This window comes from Streptomyces sp. NPDC016845, assembly GCF_044332585.1.
GTDB lineage: Bacteria > Actinomycetota > Actinomycetes > Streptomycetales > Streptomycetaceae > Streptomyces.
This window is the reverse complement of record NZ_JBIRPI010000003.1, coordinates 210,970-226,697: the sequence shown is the minus strand read 5'-3', so window position 1 is coordinate 226,697 and position 15,728 is coordinate 210,970. Positions and strand designations below refer to the sequence as shown.

The following is a 15,728-nucleotide window of genomic DNA, read 5'->3' as shown; positions in this document are numbered from 1 at the left end:
GACGGCGCCGCGGTCGGCCGAATACCTGGCGCGGCACTTCCAGCGGAGCGCTTAGCGCTGCCACGGCCGCCGCCGCTACGGCTGCTGCCGTGAGGGCTCGGTCAGCATCCGGCCGAGCCGGTCGACGTCGTTCACCGGCGCGTCACACACGAAGTGCCGGCACACGTACGCGGTGTCGCGGTCCTCGATCGCCGGCCGGCCGGCGAGGAGCGGGAGTTCGTCGCCGCCCTCGGGGCCCGCGGCGACGACCGCGCCGGGCGCCGTCCCGGTGAGCGCGGCGTGGTGCATGCGCCCGCCGACCTCCCCGACCACGGCGATCTCGCGGGGCCCGTCGAGCAGCGCCTCGGCGACCGCGAGTCCGTTGCCGATGAAGCGCGGGGCGCGCGGGCCGAGCGCCTTGACGACGCCGAGCGCCTTCTCGGCGGCCGTGCGGTGGGGCTCGCTGCCGGTGTGGGCCGCGTACGAGAGCAGCGCTCCGGCGGCGGCGGTCCAGCCGGACGGGGTGGCGTTGTCGGTCGGGTCCTGGGGCCGCCGGATCAGCCGCTCGGCGTCGACGGCGGTGTCGTAGAGGGCACCGCTCTCCGGATCCACGAACCGGTCGAGGACGTGATCGAGCAGGAACCCGGCGAACTCCAGCCACACCCCCTCCCCGGTCACACCGGCCAGCGCGAGGAACCCTTCGGCGACATCGGCGTAGTCCTCCAGCACCCCGCTGTTGGCGCCGGCCTTCCCGTCCTTACTGGTACGGGAGATGCGTGCGAGGGGGTCCATGTGCAGCCGCACCAGCAGATCCCCCGCGCCGACGGCGGCGTCCACGAGATCCTGCCGGCCGAAGTAGGCGCCGGTCTCCGCGAGAGCGGCGATCGTGAGCCCGTTCCAGGCGGCGACGATCTTGTCGTCACGCCCCGGAGCGGGCCGCTCGGCGCGCGCCTCACGCAGCCGCTGCCGGATCCGCTCGATCTGCTCGGCGTCGAACACCTCGTCGCCCTGCGGCAGTTGCAGCACGGAGGCGCCCTCCTCGAAGGTCCCCTCCTCGGTGACCCCGAAGTACCGGGCGGCGACAGCCCCGTCCGCCGCGCCGAGCACCTCGCCCAACTGCTCGGGCGTCCACACGTAGTAGGCGCCCTCGACGTGCTTCCCGCTCGCCGGGTCCTCGCTGTCGGCATCGAGCGCGGAGGCGAACCCGCCCTCGTTCGTCCGCAGTTCACGCACCATGAAGTCGGCGGTCTCCAGGGCCACGCGCTTGGCCTGCTCAGAGCCGGTCGAACGCCACAGGTGCGCGTAGGCACGGCACAGCAGAGCGTTGTCGTACAGCATCTTCTCGAAGTGCGGCACGACGAACTCGCGGTCCACGGAGTACCGCGCGAACCCGCCCCCGAGCTGGTCGTAGATCCCGCCGCGCGCCATGTGCTCACACGTGTCGACGGCCATCTGGAGCGCGCCCTCGGCGCCGGTCCTGGCATGGTGCCGCAGCAGGAACTCGACGACCATGGACGGCGGGAACTTGGGCGCCCCGCCGAACCCGCCGTGCGAGGCGTCGTACTCCCGCGTGAGGCCGAGCAACGCCTGCGCCAGCTCGTTCTCACCGGGCACGCCCGTGTCCGGGAGCCCGAGCTGCCGCCCCGCGAGATCCTGCGTGATCTTCCCGGCGACCTCGGCGACCTCCCCGCGCCGGTCCGTCCACGCGTCCCGCACCCCTTGCAGCACCTGCGTGAACGACGGCATCCCGTGCCTCGGCTCCGGCGGGAAGTACGTACCGAAGTAGAACGGCTCGGCGTCCGGCGTCAGGAACACGGTCATGGGCCAGCCACCGTGCCCGGTGGCGGCCTGCACGGCCTCCATGTAGACGGCGTCGACGTCGGGGCGCTCCTCGCGGTCGACCTTGACGCTGACGAAGTTGTCGTTGATGACGGCGGCGGTGGCGTCGTCCTCGAAGCTCTCGTGTGCCATGACATGGCACCAGTGACAGCTGGAGTATCCGACGCTGAGCAGCACCGGCACCCCCCGCCGCCGCGCCTCCGCGAAGGCCTCGGCCGACCAGGGCCACCAGTCCACCGGGTTGTCGGCGTGCTGGAGGAGGTAGGGGGACGTCTCATGGGCCAGTCGGTTCGGCATGCCTCCCATCCTCACCCATGTCCGCCACGGACATGTCGTGCCCACGGACGTGTCTTTGATCGCCGGGCCCCTCGCGCCGTCACCCCGTAGGCAGGACACTTGACCCGGAAATGTCACCACCGGAGGGGGACCGAAGATGCGAGACAGCCACCGGGCGGAGGCCGAGCGGCTGTTGGCCCGGGCCGTGGAGGAGGAGGTCCGGCGTTCGGGCGGGCGGACGGACGGGGGTGTGCTGCTCGGCCGGGCCAAGAGCGCGCTCGATGCCATGGGGCGGACCGCCGGCGAGGAGTACGCCGCGTACACGAGGGCGCTCGACGAGGCGGCGGCCGGGCGGATGACGTTCGGGGAGCGGTTCGCCAAGGAGGGCGGGTCGACCCCGTTGCTGGTGGCGGGGGTCGGGGCCGTCACCGCCGTCGTCGCCGATCTGGCGCTCGGGGCCGGGACCGGGGTCGCCGTGGGTGCGGGGGCGGCCGTCGCCGTGCTCGGGGCCGCCACCACCGTCGCCAAGGTGACCGCCTCGCATCTGCCGGCGGCCAGCCGCAGCGCGGGCGCGTTGAACCAGCCGGGCGGGCCGGAGCAGTTGCGGTTGCAGTGGCTGACCGCCCTCGAGGTGCGGGGCATCCGGCCGTTCCTGGATCAGCAGCGGGTCTTCGCGGCCAGCACCGGTACGACCAAGAAGACGGCGGGGCCGGGCGCGCGGCGGACCGACAAGAGCGCGGCGGCTCGGCGGCGCAGCGTCCTCGAGCAGTCGTTCGGGCAACTGCCCGTCCCCGGGGGGCCGTTCGCGGGGCGGCGGGCCGCCATGGCGCGGATCGCGCAGTGGGTGCACGCGGCGCGGGCCAGTACGGAGACGCGGCCGACGGTCGTGGTCCTGCACGGGGCGCCCGGTTCGGGGCGTACGACGCTGGCGGTGCGGGCGGCGCACGAGCTGCGGGACCAGTTCCGCGGTGCGTGCGTGGTGGACCTGCGCGGGGACCGGGCCGACGCGGCGCCGCTGATGACGCGGGACGCGCTGCTGCACCTCCTCAACCGGCTCGGGGCGCCGCGCGAACAGCTGCTGTTCCGGGAGCGGTCCTCCCCCGACCAGCAGAGCAAGCGGTTGAGCGAGCTGTACCACCAGCATCTGACCGGGCTCCCGGTGGCGATCGTGCTCGATGACGCCGCCGACGCCGAGCAGGTGCGTACGTTGATCCCGGAGCGGTCCGACAGTCTCGTCATCGTCACCTCGCGCAAGCCGCTCGAACTCCCCGAGTCGGTCCCGGCATGGGTGCACCAGCTCCCGGTCGAGGCGCTGGACGCGGCCGGAGCGGAGGAGTTGCTGCGGGAGGCCGCGGAGGACGCCGACGGGCCCTACGACGCCGAGGCGGACGACGAGGTGCGGGAGTTGTGCGGCGGCCTCCCGCTGGCCCTGCGGATCGCGGGGTCCGCGATCGGGCCCCGTACGACACGCCGGCTGGCCGCCGATCTGAGCGCGTACGGGCCTGTCGAACCCGTCGAGCGCGTTCTGTGGCTGCGCTACACCGACCAGTCCGACGCGGCCCGCCGCCTCCTGCGCAGGCTCGCGCTGGCCGGGCGCGCCTCGCTCGGCGCGGGCGCCGCAGCCGCGCTCCTCGCGACGGGCGAACAGGACGCCGCCCGCCATCTGACGGCCTTGTCGCGGGCGGGCCTGATCGACCATGTCCGGGGCGACCGCTACCGCCTGCACGACCTGGTGCGCGCCTTCGCGCAGGCCCGCCTCGCGGACGAGGAGGAGCCGGCCGAGCGCACGGCGGCGCAGGAGCGCCTGATCCAGAACTACGCCGATCTCGCTGACTCGGTGATCCGCCTGGTCGACGGCAACATGTCCACCCGAGCGGGTCAGCCGGGCCCGCACGGCTTCACCTCCCTCGACGCGGCGCTGCGCTGGCTGGACGACGAGTCGAGCTTCATCACGGCGGCGCTGCGCCACGCGGAGGGCGTCAGCCAGGAGGCGGTCCTCGGCCTGCTCGGCGCGCTGTGCGACTACTGCCTGCTGCGCGGCGACCTCTACCGCCTCGGCGAGATCAGCGAGCTGACGCAAGCCATCGACCAGGGGCTGCTCGTGCGCTCGGTCCAGTGGCGTACGGGTATCGCGGCCCGCCAGCTCGGCGAGCTGGACAAGGCGCGTACGACGCTGACGTCGGTGGTCGATCTGTACCGGGAGGCCCACCACCAGGCGGGCGAGGCCCGCGCCCTGTGCTCGCTCGGCATCACGCTGCACCACCAGGGCCAGCTCACGGACGCGACCGCCAAGCTGCGGGAGGCGCTCGGCCTCCAGACCACACCCGAGACGCGCGGCGACCGCGGCTGGACGCTGCACGCGCTGGCAGCCGTCGAGCGCGACCGCGCCCACGTCCACGAGTCCCTCGCCCTGCTCACCGACGCGCTCGTCCTGCACCGGGAGAACGAGTCGCTGCACGGCGAGGCCTGGGCGCACTTCCAGCTCGGGCAGCTCTGTCTGCGCATGGGCGACCTGCCGCGCGCGGACCGCGAGCTGCGCTCGGCCCTCGGCCTGTACGGGCGGACGCGCGACGCCCGCGGCGAGGCGTGGGCGCTGACCCAGCTGGCCCGGGTCCGGCTGGTCGACGGCGACGCGTCCGCGGCGGTGGACGACCTGCGCCAGGCGGTCTCGCGCCACCAGGAGAACGAGGACGCGCGCGGCGTGGCCTGGACCCACTACTACCTCGGCCAGGCCCTGGAGGAGACCGGCGACCTGAACCAGGCGGTGCGCGAGCTGGAGCGCGCCCGCACGATGTTCTCCCGGATGCGCGACGTCTACGGTCTCGCGTGCGCCCGGCACCACTCGGCGCGGGTCACCCGTGACCAGCGGGCGGCGCAGACGGGCTCCCTGCGCAACTCCGGCTTCGCCCGGCAGCTCCTGGTCGACGCCCGCGCCGACTTCCAGCGCATCGGCGTCGCGCACGGCGAGGCGTGGACGTGCCTGGAGCTGGCGATCGTCGACGCGGGCAACGCCCGGCTCCAGCAGGCGATGACCCTCTGCGAGGAAGCGGCGGCGCTCTTCGCCTCGTACGGCGACCGGCGCGGCGAGGACTGGGCCGCGTTCCTGCGCTGCACGCTCCTGCCGTACGCGTCGCCGGGCGGCTCGGAGATCGGCGCGGCGGTCGCCCAGGAGGAGCTCTCCCAGCTCGCCCGCACCCCGAACCCGGCGCGCGACGGCAGACTTGACGACTACCTCGGCGCGTACGCCCTGCTCCTCGAACGCGGCATCGATCTGGACGCGGGCTGGCAGGCCTGGCGCCTGGGCATGGTCCCGAACCGGCATGCGCGGGATGTGATGGGGGTGCCGGAGAGCGCGGCCCAGCAGTGACGTACCGCCTATGTGCGCACCCGGTACTGCAGATGCAGCACCCGGTCGCCCTGGATCACCACGTGCGGGTCGGCCAGGAGCTGCCGGCCCTCGACGGGGCCGAAGTAGCGCTTGCCGGTGCCGAAGACGACCGGGACCACGTCCATCGCCACGACGTCGACCAGGCCGAGGGCGAGGGCCTGGCCGCCGATGTCGCCCGCGGTGATCGCGACGGCGCGGTCGCCCGCGAGCCGTTTGGCGCGGGCGACGGCCTCGGCGACATCGGTCGCGAAGTGGTAGTGCGACGCCTCGGGGTGCCACCCCCGCGGGCGGGGGCGGTGGGAGACCACGACGACGTGTTCGCCGGCCGGGGGCTTCGCGTCCCAGCCGTTAGTGAGGTCGAACAGATGGCGGCCCATGACCGTCACGCCGAGGCTGTCCCACATCGGCTGTGTGTAGTCGGCGGAGGCTCTGGATATCCGGAAGCCGCCGCCGTCGCCGAGCGGCGTGTCGCCGTTGCCGTACCAGTCGAACAGCGGTCCGACCTGGTCCTCGGCGTCGGCGATGAAACCGTCCACGGAGACGACCGCGTGCATCATTACGGGGCTCGTGCCTGAAGGGCTCATACCTGTGACGACCGGGCGCGCCCGCGAAACTCATCGCGGGCCGCCCCGAAGCCTCGGCGGACTCGGCTACGCGCGGTCGGACGACGCCTTGCCGGAGCCGGTCGCGCCGGCCGGCTCGGTGCCGGGGCCCGCCTTCTCCTTGAAGTCGACCTTGCCCATGTGCCGGTTCATCGACTTCATCAGGCCCCAGACGGCGAGCGCCATCACGGCGAAGACGATGAACCCGAGCACGCCCGGAGTCACCTTGTTCTCGTCGACCTCCTGCGCGGCAAGAGGGACGAGATGGGTCAATGCCAGATTCGATGTCACATCAGGCATTGTGACGGACGCCGGCGAAGAGGTCGTCCTCGGGGAGGGACGTATCGACAAGAGACCTGGCCAGCTCGTACTCCTCGGTCGGCCAGACCTCCTTCTGGACCTCCATGGGTACGCGGAACCAGCCGCCGTCCGGATCGATCTGCGTGGCGTGCGCGATCAGCGCCTTGTCGCGGATCTCGAAGAACTCGGCGCACGGAACGTGCGTGGTCAGCGTGCGCTCGACCCGCTCGAACTCGTCCCAGCGCTTGAGCCAGTCCGCGTACGGCGACTCCAGGCCGCGCGTGATCATGGCGTTGTGCAGGGCCTCGGTGCGGGGCCGGTTGAAGCCCTGGTTGTAGTAGAGCTTGCTCGGCTGGAAGACCGGGCCGAACTCGTCCTCGGGGTACTTCTCCGCGTCGGCCGCACCGTCGAACGCCACCATCGTGATCTTGTGGGTCATGATGTGGTCGGGGTGCGGGTAGCCGCCGTTCTCGTCGTACGTGGTGATGACCTGGGGGCGGAAGGACCGGATCTGGCGGACCAGGCGTCCGGCCGCGTGGTCCACGTCCTCCAGGGCGAAGCAGCCCTCGGGCAGCGGCGGCAGCGGGTCGCCCTCGGGAAGGCCCGAGTCGACGAAGCCGAGCCAGTCCTGCTTGACGCCGAGGATCTCGCGGGCCTCCTCCATCTCCTTCCTGCGTACCTCGTGGATGTGCTCCTCGATGTACTTGTCCCCCTGGAGCTTCGGGTTGAGGATCGAGCCGCGCTCGCCTCCCGTGCAGGTCACGACATGCACGTCCACCCCCTCGGACACGTACTTGGCCATGGTGGCCGCGCCCTTCGACGACTCGTCGTCGGGGTGGGCGTGAACGGCCATCAGTCGCAGCTGCTCAGTCAAGACAAGATCCTTGGTGAATTAAGGCGCCCTGGTGTGATTCGGCGCGTTGGGCGCTTCTATAGTGACCGAACCGGGGGGCGGAAAATTCCGGTGCCCGGACCCAGGCGGGCGTTGCGAGAGGAACTGGCTGATGAGCGCCGTGCAGCAGCTGCCCGAGGGCCGCTACGGATCGTCGCGCTCGGCCGACGCCCGCGCCGACCGGAAGCTGAAGATCGCCGCGATCGTCCTCGGCACCCTGTTCGCCGCGATGATGTGCTGGTTCGGCTGGTACTACGTGGGCGGCAACAAGTTCAGCGGCGAGGTCATCGCCTTCAAGACGTACTCCGACAACGTCAAGGTCCACCTGGAGATCCGCAAGGACACCGACGCGAGCGGCTACTGCACGGTCCGCTCGCAGGCCGCGGACGGCGCCGAGGTCGGCCGCGCCGACTTCCGCTTCACCGCGCACGAGGACCGCATCGACAAGGTCGTCACGCTGCGCACGACGGGCGGCCGGGGCACGAGCGCGGAGCTGATCGGCTGCCACGCCGACTGACGTCGCCCGACTCCCGCGGCTGACCTGCACGGTCGTAAATTCGCGGCCATATGTCCTCCCCCTACGACCGGGGAATTGTTAGGCTCGTGGTTTCGCCCACCCGTAAGGGAACATCCTTCTGGGTAGGGCGATGCTTTTTATTTCCCAGTACCTACGAGGAGCGACCTGTGACCCAGACCAGCGAAGACGTCACCTGGCTGACGCAGGAGGCGTACACCAAGCTCAAGGACGAGCTGGCGTACCTGTCTGGTCCCGCGCGCGAGGAAGTCACGCAGAAGATCGCCGCTGCGCGCGAGGAGGGCGACCTGCGGGAGAACGGCGGGTACCACGCGGCCAAGGAGGAGCAGGGCAAGCAGGAGCTCCGCATCCGCCAGCTGACTCAGCTCCTGGAGAAGGCCAAGGTCGGTGAGGCGCCCGCGGCCAGCGGTGTCGTCGCCCCCGGCATGGTCGTCACGATCGCTTTCGACGGCGACGAGGACGACACCATGAGCTTCCTGCTCGCCTCCCGCGAGTACGCGAGCTCCGACATCGAGACGTACTCGCCGCAGTCGCCGCTGGGCACGGGCGTGAACGGCAAGAAGGTCGGCGAGGACGCCCAGTACGAGCTGCCGAACGGCAAGTTCGCCATGGTCAAGATCCTCAAGGCGGAGCCGTACAGCGGCTGACGCCTCCGGCGTTGTACGTGTGAGGAGGCCCCGGAGCGCGGATCGGCTCCGGGGCCTCGTCATGCACCGCGATACGCGCCGCTCAGGCCGATGCGTTGCGGTACTTGCGGACCGCGAGGGTGCGGAAGAACAGGATGATCAGGACGGACCAGATCAGGGACGCCCACACCGGGTGCTCCATCGGCCACGCGCCGGTGACCGACTTCGGCACGCCCTCGATCGTGTTGCCGAAGAGCTCGCGGGCCGCCGCGACCGTGGCGCTGAACGGGTTCCACTCGGCGACGTACTGCAGGAACTTCGGCATGCCGTTCACCGGGACGAACGCGTTCGAGATGAAGGTCAGCGGGAACAGCCAGATCAGGCCGCCCGAGGTCGCCGCCTCGGGGGTACGCACGGACAGGCCGATCAGCGCGCCGATCCAGGTGAACGCGTAGCCGAGCAGCAGGAGCAGGCCGAACCCGGCGAGGACCTCGCCGAAGCTCTCGTGCGTGCGCCAGCCGACGAGCACGGCCACGACGGCGAGGACGGCCAGCGTCACGGCCGTCTGCACCAGGTCGGCCAGCGTGCGGCCGGTCAGGACGGCGCCGCGCGCCATGGGCAGCGAGCGGAACCGGTCGATGAGGCCCTTGTGCATGTCGTCGGCGATACCCGCGCCCGCCCCCGCCGTGGCGAAGGTGACGGTCTGCGCGAAGATGCCCGCCATCAGGAATTCCTTGTAGGCGCTCGCGCTGCCGGCGGGCGCCCCCGGGATGTTGATGGAGCCGCCGAAGACGTACGTGAAGAGGACCACGAACATCACCGGCTGGATGACCCCGAAGAGGATCATCTCGGGGATCCTGGTCATCCGGATCAGGTTGCGCTTGGCGACGACCAGGGAGTCCCGGACGGACTGCCCGATGCCGCCCGCCGCGCGCGGGACGCGCACGCTCTCGGTGACGGCGCTCATGAGCGGGCCTCCTCGGTCTTGCGCGGACCGGGTTCCCCGGCGCCCGGCGCGTCCTCCGGCTTCTCCTCCGCCACGTGGCCCGTGAGGGAGATGAACACGTCGTCCAGGGTCGGGCGGCGCAGGGCGATGTCGTCGATCTCGATGCCGCGCGCGTCGAGCTCGCGGATGACCTCGGCGAGCAGCTTGGCGCCGCCGGTGACCGGGACGGTCAGCTTGCGGGTGTGCTGCTCGACGGTGGCCTCGCCCTTGCCGAAGCCGGCCAGGATCTGGTGGGCGGTGTCGATGTGCTCGCGCTCGTGCACGACGACCTCGACGCGCTCGCCGCCGGTCTGGGCCTTGAGCTGGTCGGAGGTGCCGCGCGCGATGACGCGGCCGTGGTCGACGACACAGATGTCGTGCGCCAGGTGGTCGGCCTCCTCCAGGTACTGGGTGGTGAGCAGCAGCGTCGTGCCGCCTGCCACCAGCTCCTGGATGACCTCCCACAGCTGCTGCCGGTTGCGCGGGTCGAGCCCGGTGGTCGGCTCGTCCATGAACATGACCGGCGGCGAGACGACGAGCGCGGCCGCGAGGTCGAGGCGGCGGCGCATGCCGCCGGAGTACGTCTTGGAGGGGCGGTCGGCGGCGTCCGCGAGGTTGAACCGCTCGAGCAGTTCCCCGGCCCGCGCCTTCGCCTGCTTGGCCCGCATCTGGTAGAGCTGGCCGACCATCTGCAGGTTCTCCCGGCCGGTCAGATACTCGTCGACCGCGGCGAACTGGCCGGACAGGCCGATCGAGCGCCGCACCTCGTTCGGGTTCTTCAGTACGTCGATGCCCGCGACGACCGCCTTGCCGCTGTCCGGTGTCAGCAGCGTGGTCAGGCAGCGGACGGCCGTGGTCTTGCCCGCTCCGTTCGGTCCGAGCAGGCCCAGGACGGTGCCTTCTGGTACGTCCAGATCGACGCCGTCCAAGGCCCTTACATCGCCGAAGGTCTTCACCAGACCTTCGGCGTAGATGGCGCCTGGCATTGGTTCCCCCATGGGTTGGTGGGTGGTGCCTTGGTGGTGCCTTGTTGGTGCCTATGCGTTTATGTGCGGAAATTTTAGTTTCGCCGAGGTGTCCGTGTCCGGCAATCAGGTGACGCGGCGCACACAGTAACGCGATGTATCGCGTCTCTCAACCGGTTTCCCTGCCGGTCGTCTCAACGGGTTTCCTCGTGGTGCGGCGGCGCGGTCGCTCCCGGTCAGCCGATGACCGTGTAACCCGCCTCCCGCAACGCCGCCCCGACCTCGGCGCAGTGTGCGGGACCCTTCGTCTCCAGGTGCAGCTCCACCTCCGCCTCCGTGAGCCCGAGCCGGGGATCGGTCCGTACGTGGCCCACGTTCAGGACGTTAGCGTCCGCCACTGACAACACCTCCGCGATGGAGGCCAGGGCGCCGGGCCGGTCGGTGAGACGCACCCGCAGCGAGAGGTAGCGGCCCGCCGCCGCCATGCCGTGGGTGAGGACGCGCTGCATCAGGAGCGGGTCGACGTTGCCCCCGGAAAGGAGCGCGACGACCGGGCCCTCGAAGGCGTCCGGCTCGCTCAGGAGCGCCGCCACGGGGCTGGCGCCCGCCGGTTCGACGACCATCTTGGCCCGCTCCAGGCAGAGCAGCAGCGCGCTCGCGAGGTGGTCCTCCGACACCGTACGGACCTCGTCGACCAGGCCGCGTACGAGCGCGAAGGGGACGTCGCCGGGGCGGCCCACCTTGATGCCGTCGGCCATGGTCGCCGGGTTGGGGACCGAGACGGGGCGGCCTGCCTCCAGGGAGGGCGGGTAGGCGGCCGCGCCGGCCGCCTGTACGCCGATGACCTTCACGTCCGGGCGCAGCGCCTTGACCGCGACGGCGACGCCCGCCGCGAGCCCGCCGCCGCCGATCCCGACGACGACGGTGCGGACCTCCGGGCACTGCTCCAGGATCTCCAGGCCGAGCGTGCCCTGGCCCGCGACGATGTCCGGGTGGTCGAAGGGGTGGATGAAGACGGCGCCGGTCTCGCGCGCGTACTCCTGCGCGGCGGCGAGCGTCTCGTCGACCACCTGCCCGTGCAGCCGTACCTCGGCGCCGTAGTCGCGGGTCGCGGCGACCTTCGGCAGGGGCGCGCCGACGGGCATGAACACCGTGGCGCGCACGCCGAGGAGTGAGGAGGCGAGGGCCACGCCCTGCGCGTGGTTGCCCGCGCTCGCGGCGACGACACCGGCGGCCCGCTCCTCGGGGAGCAGCCCGGCGATGCGCACGTAGGCGCCGCGCAGCTTGAAGGAGCCGGTCCGCTGGAGGTTCTCGCATTTGAGGTGGACGGGCGTGCCGGCCAGCTGGGAGAGGTGGTGGCTGTGGGCCATGGAGGTCATCCGCGCCACCCCGGAGAGCATCTTCTGGGCGCCGAGTACGTCATCGAGGGTCACGGCGGGCAGAGGCTGCGGCAAGGAGTCAGACGCGTTGTAGCTCATGACGGAAGTCTCGCAGCTCACGGCGTGGGTCTCCCGGGATGTTCACGCTCCGAGACCGGATTGCGCAGCGCAGGTACGGCCAGCGCTTTCGCCGCGTACCCTGTGCCCCAATCCAGTGCAATCCACCACCCACGCATGAAGTGAGCCCCCGGCCATGCCCACACCACAGGAAACGATGGACATGACGACCGCCGGCGACACCGGCCTCCTCGAAACGCTGCAGCACGAGGTGGCGGTCTTCGCCCGTCGCGCCGAACAGACCCGGCTCGGCGGGGTCGGGCAGGTGCGCAACTCGATGGACCGTGCCGCGTATCTGCTGCTCAACCGCCTCGACAAGGAAGGCCCGATGGGCGTCAAGGCGCTCGCGTCGAGCATGGGGATCGACTCCTCGACGGTGACGCGTCAGGTCGCCCCGCTCGTCGACACCGGCCTCGTCAAGCGCACCTCGCACCCGGAGGACGGCCGCGCCGTCGTGCTCCAGCTGTCCCCGCGCGGTCTCTCCCGGCTCGACGAGGTCCGCTCGTCGCGACGGGAACTGATGGCGCAGTTGACGGAGGAGTGGGAGCCGCAGGAGCGCGAGCAGTTCTGTGCGCTCCTCTCGCGCTTCAATTCGGCCCTCTCCGCACGCCAGTCGAACCAGGCGGCGCCCCCGGCCACCTCCTGAGGCACGCGTACCCCGTAAGTGCCCCGTACGTACCGCCGCGGTCCCCGCCTCTTGACCAGGGGGCCGCGGCGGGCCTCATATGAAGCGTGCGCGAACGGCAGGCGTCGAGGAACGCCCGCCGGGCCCGCGAGTTCGAGGCGTTCGTCGCGGGCGCGGCAGGGCGGCTGCTGCATGCCGCGACGCTGCTCACCGCGGAGCCGCACGACGCCAACCCGCGCGCGCGGAAGCTGCTCACGGCCGCACTCGCCCGTACGTACGCCTCCTGGGACCGTCTTCGGGGCGAGGATCCCTACGACTGCGCCCGCAAGGAACTAGGCGTCCGATTCGCGCGCGGGGCGTGGCACCAGCACCGCGCGCACGGCGGCGTCCTCGCCCATCTGGCCCCGCAGGAGCGCCTCGTCCTCGTCCTACGGCTCTTCGAGGGCATCGGCGAGGAGCAGGTCGCCGCGCTGCTCGGGCTGCCCGTTGAGCGTGTACGGGCGGTGCACGCGCGCGCGATGGCGCTCGTCCTGCACCCGCCGCGCGGCCCGGCGCCGAGGGCGGAGCTGCCCGGGGCGGCCCCGGCATGAGTCTTCAGGAGCGTACGGAGGCCACGGTGCGCGCGGTGCTCGACGCGGCGCCGCCGCCCGTCGTGCCGACCGGCCTTGGCGCGGAGGCGATGCGCAGGGGCGGCCGTACGCTGCGGCGTCGCCAGGTGGCGCGGCGGGTGCTGTGGTTGCTGCTGTGCGCGGCGGTGGTGGCGTTCGTCGTCTGGGCGACGACGGCGCGGCCGTGGGTGGAGCCGCCGGACACGACGACTCCACCGTTGACCGGCTGGTGACCCTCAGTACTTACAGCGGTCAGTTGTCCAGGGCCTGCTGGAGGTCGGCCAGCAGGTCGTCGATCGACTCGATGCCCACCGACAGGCGGACGAGGTCGGCGGGGACCTCCAGGAGCGAGCCCGCGACCGACGCGTGCGTCATGCGGCCCGGGTGCTCGATGAGGGACTCGACGCCGCCCAGGGACTCACCGAGGGTGAAGACCTTCGCCCGGTTGCAGACCTCGACGGCCGCTTCCTCGCCGCCCTCGACGCGGAACGAGACCATGCCGCCGAACGCCTTCATCTGCTTGGCGGCGACCTCGTGCCCCGGGTGCTCGGGCAGCCCCGGGTAGAGGACGTGGGTGACGCGGGGGTGGCGGCCGAGCATCTCGACCACCCCGGCGGCGTTCTCGCTGTGCCGGTCCATGCGGACGGACAGCGTCTTGATGCCGCGCAGGACGAGCCAGGCGTCGAACGGACCGCACACGGCGCCCATGGCGTTCTGGTGGTAGGCGAGCTCGTCGGCGAGCGTCTGGTCGTTCACGACGAGGGCGCCGCCCACGACGTCCGAGTGCCCGCCCATGTACTTGGTCATCGAGTGCACGACGACGTCCGCGCCGAGCGCGAGCGGCTGCTGGAGGTAGGGGCTGGCGAAGGTGTTGTCGACGACCAGGCGGACACCGGCCTCGCGGGCCACCTGGGCGACGGCGGCGATGTCGGTGATGCCGAGGAGCGGGTTCGAGGGCGTCTCGACCCAGACGGCCTTGGTCTTCGGGGTGATCGCGGCGCGCACGGCGTCGACGTCGCCGGTGTCGGCGACGGACCACTCGACACCCCACCGCGAGACGACCTTGTCGAACAGGCGGAACGTGCCGCCATAGGCGTCGTTCGGAATCACGACATGGTCGCCGGGGCTCAGCAGCGTGCGCAGCAGGCAGTCCTCGGCGGCGAGCCCCGAGGCGAAGGCCAGACCGCGGCGGCCGCCCTCGATCGCGGCCAGGTTCTCCTCCAGGGCGGTGCGGGTCGGGTTGGCGCTGCGGCTGTACTCGTAGCCGCCGCGCAGGCCGCCGACGCCGTCCTGCTTGTACGTGGAGACCTGGTAGATCGGCGGGACGACGGCGCCGGTGACGGGGTCGGCCGTGTTCCCGGCGTGGATGGCGGTCGTCTCGAACCCGCGGTGGGCGTCGTTGTGGCTGTGGGTGTCGCTCATGGAGCCCGAGAATAGTGCGCCGCGGTCCTGGAGCAGGCTCTTACGCCGCCTCGGTTAGCTTTGGAGGCATGGGAATTCTCTGGGTCCTGATGGCCGTGCTGATGATCGCCTGGGTGGTGATGCTGCGCCGGCGCGGCGGTGGGGGCGGGATCCGTCTGGTCGCCCCGGGCTCGCCGGACGCCGCCGATCCGGCGGACTACGGTTTCGTACGCCAGGAGGAGCTCGACGTCCGCCTGCCGGGCCCGGACCAGGACCTCCTGAACGTGATGGCCGTCGTCCAGCGCAATCAGGATTTCACGGCCGCTTCGCAATTGCTCGCCGGTACCGGCAAGGAGACCGAGACCCGCTGGGAGCGCGTCCAGGCGATCGCCGGGGCCGCCGCCATCGAGCTGGCACAGACGCCGCGCCTGGGCGCCGGTTGGCTGCACGCGTGGCGCTCGCAGCAGCCCAAGGACGCGGGCGGGGCACAGGTCTTCGCCGAGTTCCTGGTGCAGCAGGCCTGGCGCAACGGCGGGACGCAGGACGAGCAGCGGATCATCCTGGAGGAAGCGCGGGGGGCGTGTGAGCAGGCGGCACTGCTGGCCCCCGGCGATCCCGTCCCCCACATCACCCACCTGGCGGTGGCGCGCGGTCTGGGGTACTCCCGCTCCGAGTTCGAACAGGTCTGGCTGAAGATCCTCGACACGGCCCCGGGCCACATGGGCGCGCACCTGGCGGGCCTGCGCTACTGGACGGAGAAGTGGCACGGCTCGCGCGACGAGGCGTTCGCCTTCGCGGAGGCGGCGGCGGCCCGCGCCCCGCGAGGTTCCCTGCTCGCCGCGCTCCCCCTGTTCGCGCTGTACGAGCACATGCCCGACCTGAACCTCGTCCGCGGCTTCTACGAGAGCGAGGTCGTCTCCAAGGCCCTGCACGGCGCCCTCTTCGCGGTACACGCCGCCCGCCCCGACGACCCGATGCTCGCCCACGTCCGCCACCTGCTGATCTTCTTCCTCGTCCGCAGCGAGCGGTGGTCCGAGGCGATGCAGCAGATCGTGCGCGTGGACGGGCACGTGGGCGCGATCCCGTGGACGGCGGAGGAGGATCCGGCGGCGTCGTACGCGGTGTACCGGGCGCTTGCGGTCGCCGGGTACGAGGCCAATGGGGGCAGCCCGGCGAGTCTGCGGCATTAGCTTTATTCGGTGGCGGGCGTC

The 15,728-nt window shown here is 71.7% G+C and carries 15 protein-coding genes; 7 read left to right on the top strand and 8 right to left on the bottom strand.

What is annotated here, in order from left to right; translation table 11 throughout:
- Positions 1-75: 75 nt before the first annotated feature.
- On the bottom strand, positions 76-2,115 hold the full coding sequence (locus ACH4RC_RS11375; protein ID WP_398198325.1) for a thioredoxin domain-containing protein: 2,040 nt from the start codon (positions 2,113-2,115) through the stop codon (positions 76-78).
- A 136-nt stretch (positions 2,116-2,251) separates the two neighbouring features.
- On the opposite strand from ACH4RC_RS11375, the gene ACH4RC_RS11370 reads away from it, so the two are divergent.
- Positions 2,252-5,461 (top strand): tetratricopeptide repeat protein, encoded by a 3,210-nt coding sequence (locus tag ACH4RC_RS11370; RefSeq protein WP_398198322.1) that lies wholly within the window; start codon positions 2,252-2,254, stop codon positions 5,459-5,461.
- An 8-nt stretch (positions 5,462-5,469) separates the two neighbouring features.
- On the opposite strand, the gene ACH4RC_RS11365 is transcribed toward ACH4RC_RS11370, so the two are convergent.
- The 3 genes from ACH4RC_RS11365 to mca form a co-directional block, all read right to left on the bottom strand.
- Positions 5,470-6,036 carry a dihydrofolate reductase family protein gene (locus ACH4RC_RS11365; RefSeq protein WP_398199173.1) on the bottom strand — a complete coding sequence of 189 codons (567 nt, stop codon included), beginning with the start codon at positions 6,034-6,036 and terminating at the stop codon, positions 5,470-5,472.
- Between the two features lie 96 nt (positions 6,037-6,132).
- Positions 6,133-6,384, bottom strand: coding sequence for a hypothetical protein (locus ACH4RC_RS11360; protein WP_398198319.1), 252 nt, complete (start codon positions 6,382-6,384; stop codon positions 6,133-6,135).
- On the bottom strand, positions 6,377-7,258 hold the full coding sequence (gene mca / locus ACH4RC_RS11355) for a mycothiol conjugate amidase Mca (protein WP_398198315.1): 882 nt from the start codon (positions 7,256-7,258) through the stop codon (positions 6,377-6,379). The genes ACH4RC_RS11360 and mca overlap by 8 nt, the downstream gene beginning before the upstream one ends.
- A 127-nt stretch (positions 7,259-7,385) precedes the next feature.
- On the opposite strand from mca, the gene ACH4RC_RS11350 reads away from it, so the two are divergent.
- A complete protein-coding gene (locus ACH4RC_RS11350) occupies positions 7,386-7,793 on the top strand; it encodes a DUF4307 domain-containing protein (RefSeq protein WP_398199171.1) in 408 nt (135 codons plus the stop codon).
- A gap of 167 nt (positions 7,794-7,960) precedes the next feature.
- Entirely contained in the window at positions 7,961-8,458 is a 498-nt protein-coding gene (greA, locus tag ACH4RC_RS11345) for a transcription elongation factor GreA (protein WP_394431013.1), read from the top strand.
- Between the two features lie 82 nt (positions 8,459-8,540).
- Here greA and ACH4RC_RS11340 read toward each other — a convergent pair whose 3' ends face one another.
- The 3 genes from ACH4RC_RS11340 to ilvA all read right to left on the bottom strand — a co-directional run bounded on the left by ACH4RC_RS11340 (position 8,541) and on the right by ilvA (position 11,865).
- A complete protein-coding gene (locus tag ACH4RC_RS11340) occupies positions 8,541-9,404 on the bottom strand; it encodes an ABC transporter permease (protein ID WP_398198311.1) in 864 nt (287 codons plus the stop codon).
- A complete protein-coding gene (locus ACH4RC_RS11335; RefSeq protein WP_398198309.1) occupies positions 9,401-10,408 on the bottom strand; it encodes an ATP-binding cassette domain-containing protein in 1,008 nt (335 codons plus the stop codon). Before ACH4RC_RS11335 ends, ACH4RC_RS11340 begins: the two co-directional genes overlap by 4 nt.
- A 215-nt stretch (positions 10,409-10,623) precedes the next feature.
- The gene (gene ilvA / locus ACH4RC_RS11330; protein WP_398198306.1) at positions 10,624-11,865 is read right to left on the bottom strand and encodes a threonine ammonia-lyase; all 1,242 of its coding nucleotides are present in this window, start codon (positions 11,863-11,865) and stop codon (positions 10,624-10,626) included.
- 175 nt (positions 11,866-12,040) lie between these two features.
- Between ilvA and ACH4RC_RS11325 the strand changes: the two genes are divergently transcribed.
- The 3 genes from ACH4RC_RS11325 to ACH4RC_RS11315 all read left to right on the top strand — a co-directional run bounded on the left by ACH4RC_RS11325 (position 12,041) and on the right by ACH4RC_RS11315 (position 13,349).
- Positions 12,041-12,529 carry a MarR family winged helix-turn-helix transcriptional regulator gene (locus ACH4RC_RS11325; protein WP_398199170.1) on the top strand — a complete coding sequence of 163 codons (489 nt, stop codon included), beginning with the start codon at positions 12,041-12,043 and terminating at the stop codon, positions 12,527-12,529.
- 86 nt (positions 12,530-12,615) lie between these two features.
- Positions 12,616-13,098, top strand: a complete 483-nt coding sequence (locus ACH4RC_RS11320; RefSeq protein ID WP_398198303.1) for a sigma factor-like helix-turn-helix DNA-binding protein — start codon at positions 12,616-12,618, stop codon at positions 13,096-13,098.
- Complete coding sequence (locus ACH4RC_RS11315) at positions 13,095-13,349, top strand: hypothetical protein (protein WP_398198300.1); 255 nt, start codon at positions 13,095-13,097, stop codon at positions 13,347-13,349. The genes ACH4RC_RS11320 and ACH4RC_RS11315 overlap by 4 nt, the downstream gene beginning before the upstream one ends.
- Before the next feature lie 19 nt (positions 13,350-13,368).
- Here the strand turns inward: ACH4RC_RS11315 and ACH4RC_RS11310 are convergent, their stop codons facing one another.
- A complete protein-coding gene (locus ACH4RC_RS11310) occupies positions 13,369-14,538 on the bottom strand; it encodes a cystathionine gamma-synthase (protein ID WP_398198298.1) in 1,170 nt (389 codons plus the stop codon).
- 68 nt (positions 14,539-14,606) lie between these two features.
- On the opposite strand from ACH4RC_RS11310, the gene ACH4RC_RS11305 reads away from it, so the two are divergent.
- Entirely contained in the window at positions 14,607-15,707 is a 1,101-nt protein-coding gene (locus ACH4RC_RS11305; RefSeq protein WP_398198296.1) for a hypothetical protein, read from the top strand.
- Positions 15,708-15,728 lie beyond the last annotated feature (21 nt).

Excerpts from the sequence above, each read along its gene's own strand:
- ACH4RC_RS11375 (WP_398198325.1), bottom strand. The coding sequence starts at position 2,115 with ATGCCGAACCGACTGGCCCATGAGACGTCCCCCTACCTCCTCCAGCAC.
- ACH4RC_RS11370 (WP_398198322.1), top strand. The coding sequence starts at position 2,252 with ATGCGAGACAGCCACCGGGCGGAGGCCGAGCGGCTGTTGGCCCGGGCC.
- ACH4RC_RS11365 (WP_398199173.1), bottom strand. The coding sequence starts at position 6,036 with ATGCACGCGGTCGTCTCCGTGGACGGTTTCATCGCCGACGCCGAGGAC.
- ACH4RC_RS11360 (WP_398198319.1), bottom strand. The coding sequence starts at position 6,384 with ATGCCTGATGTGACATCGAATCTGGCATTGACCCATCTCGTCCCTCTT.
- ACH4RC_RS11340 (WP_398198311.1), bottom strand. The coding sequence starts at position 9,404 with ATGAGCGCCGTCACCGAGAGCGTGCGCGTCCCGCGCGCGGCGGGCGGC.
- ACH4RC_RS11335 (WP_398198309.1), bottom strand. The coding sequence starts at position 10,408 with ATGCCAGGCGCCATCTACGCCGAAGGTCTGGTGAAGACCTTCGGCGAT.
- ilvA (WP_398198306.1), bottom strand. The coding sequence starts at position 11,865 with ATGAGCTACAACGCGTCTGACTCCTTGCCGCAGCCTCTGCCCGCCGTG.
- ACH4RC_RS11325 (WP_398199170.1), top strand. The coding sequence starts at position 12,041 with ATGGACATGACGACCGCCGGCGACACCGGCCTCCTCGAAACGCTGCAG.
- ACH4RC_RS11315 (WP_398198300.1), top strand. The coding sequence starts at position 13,095 with ATGAGTCTTCAGGAGCGTACGGAGGCCACGGTGCGCGCGGTGCTCGAC.
- ACH4RC_RS11310 (WP_398198298.1), bottom strand. The coding sequence starts at position 14,538 with ATGAGCGACACCCACAGCCACAACGACGCCCACCGCGGGTTCGAGACG.
- ACH4RC_RS11305 (WP_398198296.1), top strand. The coding sequence starts at position 14,607 with ATGGGAATTCTCTGGGTCCTGATGGCCGTGCTGATGATCGCCTGGGTG.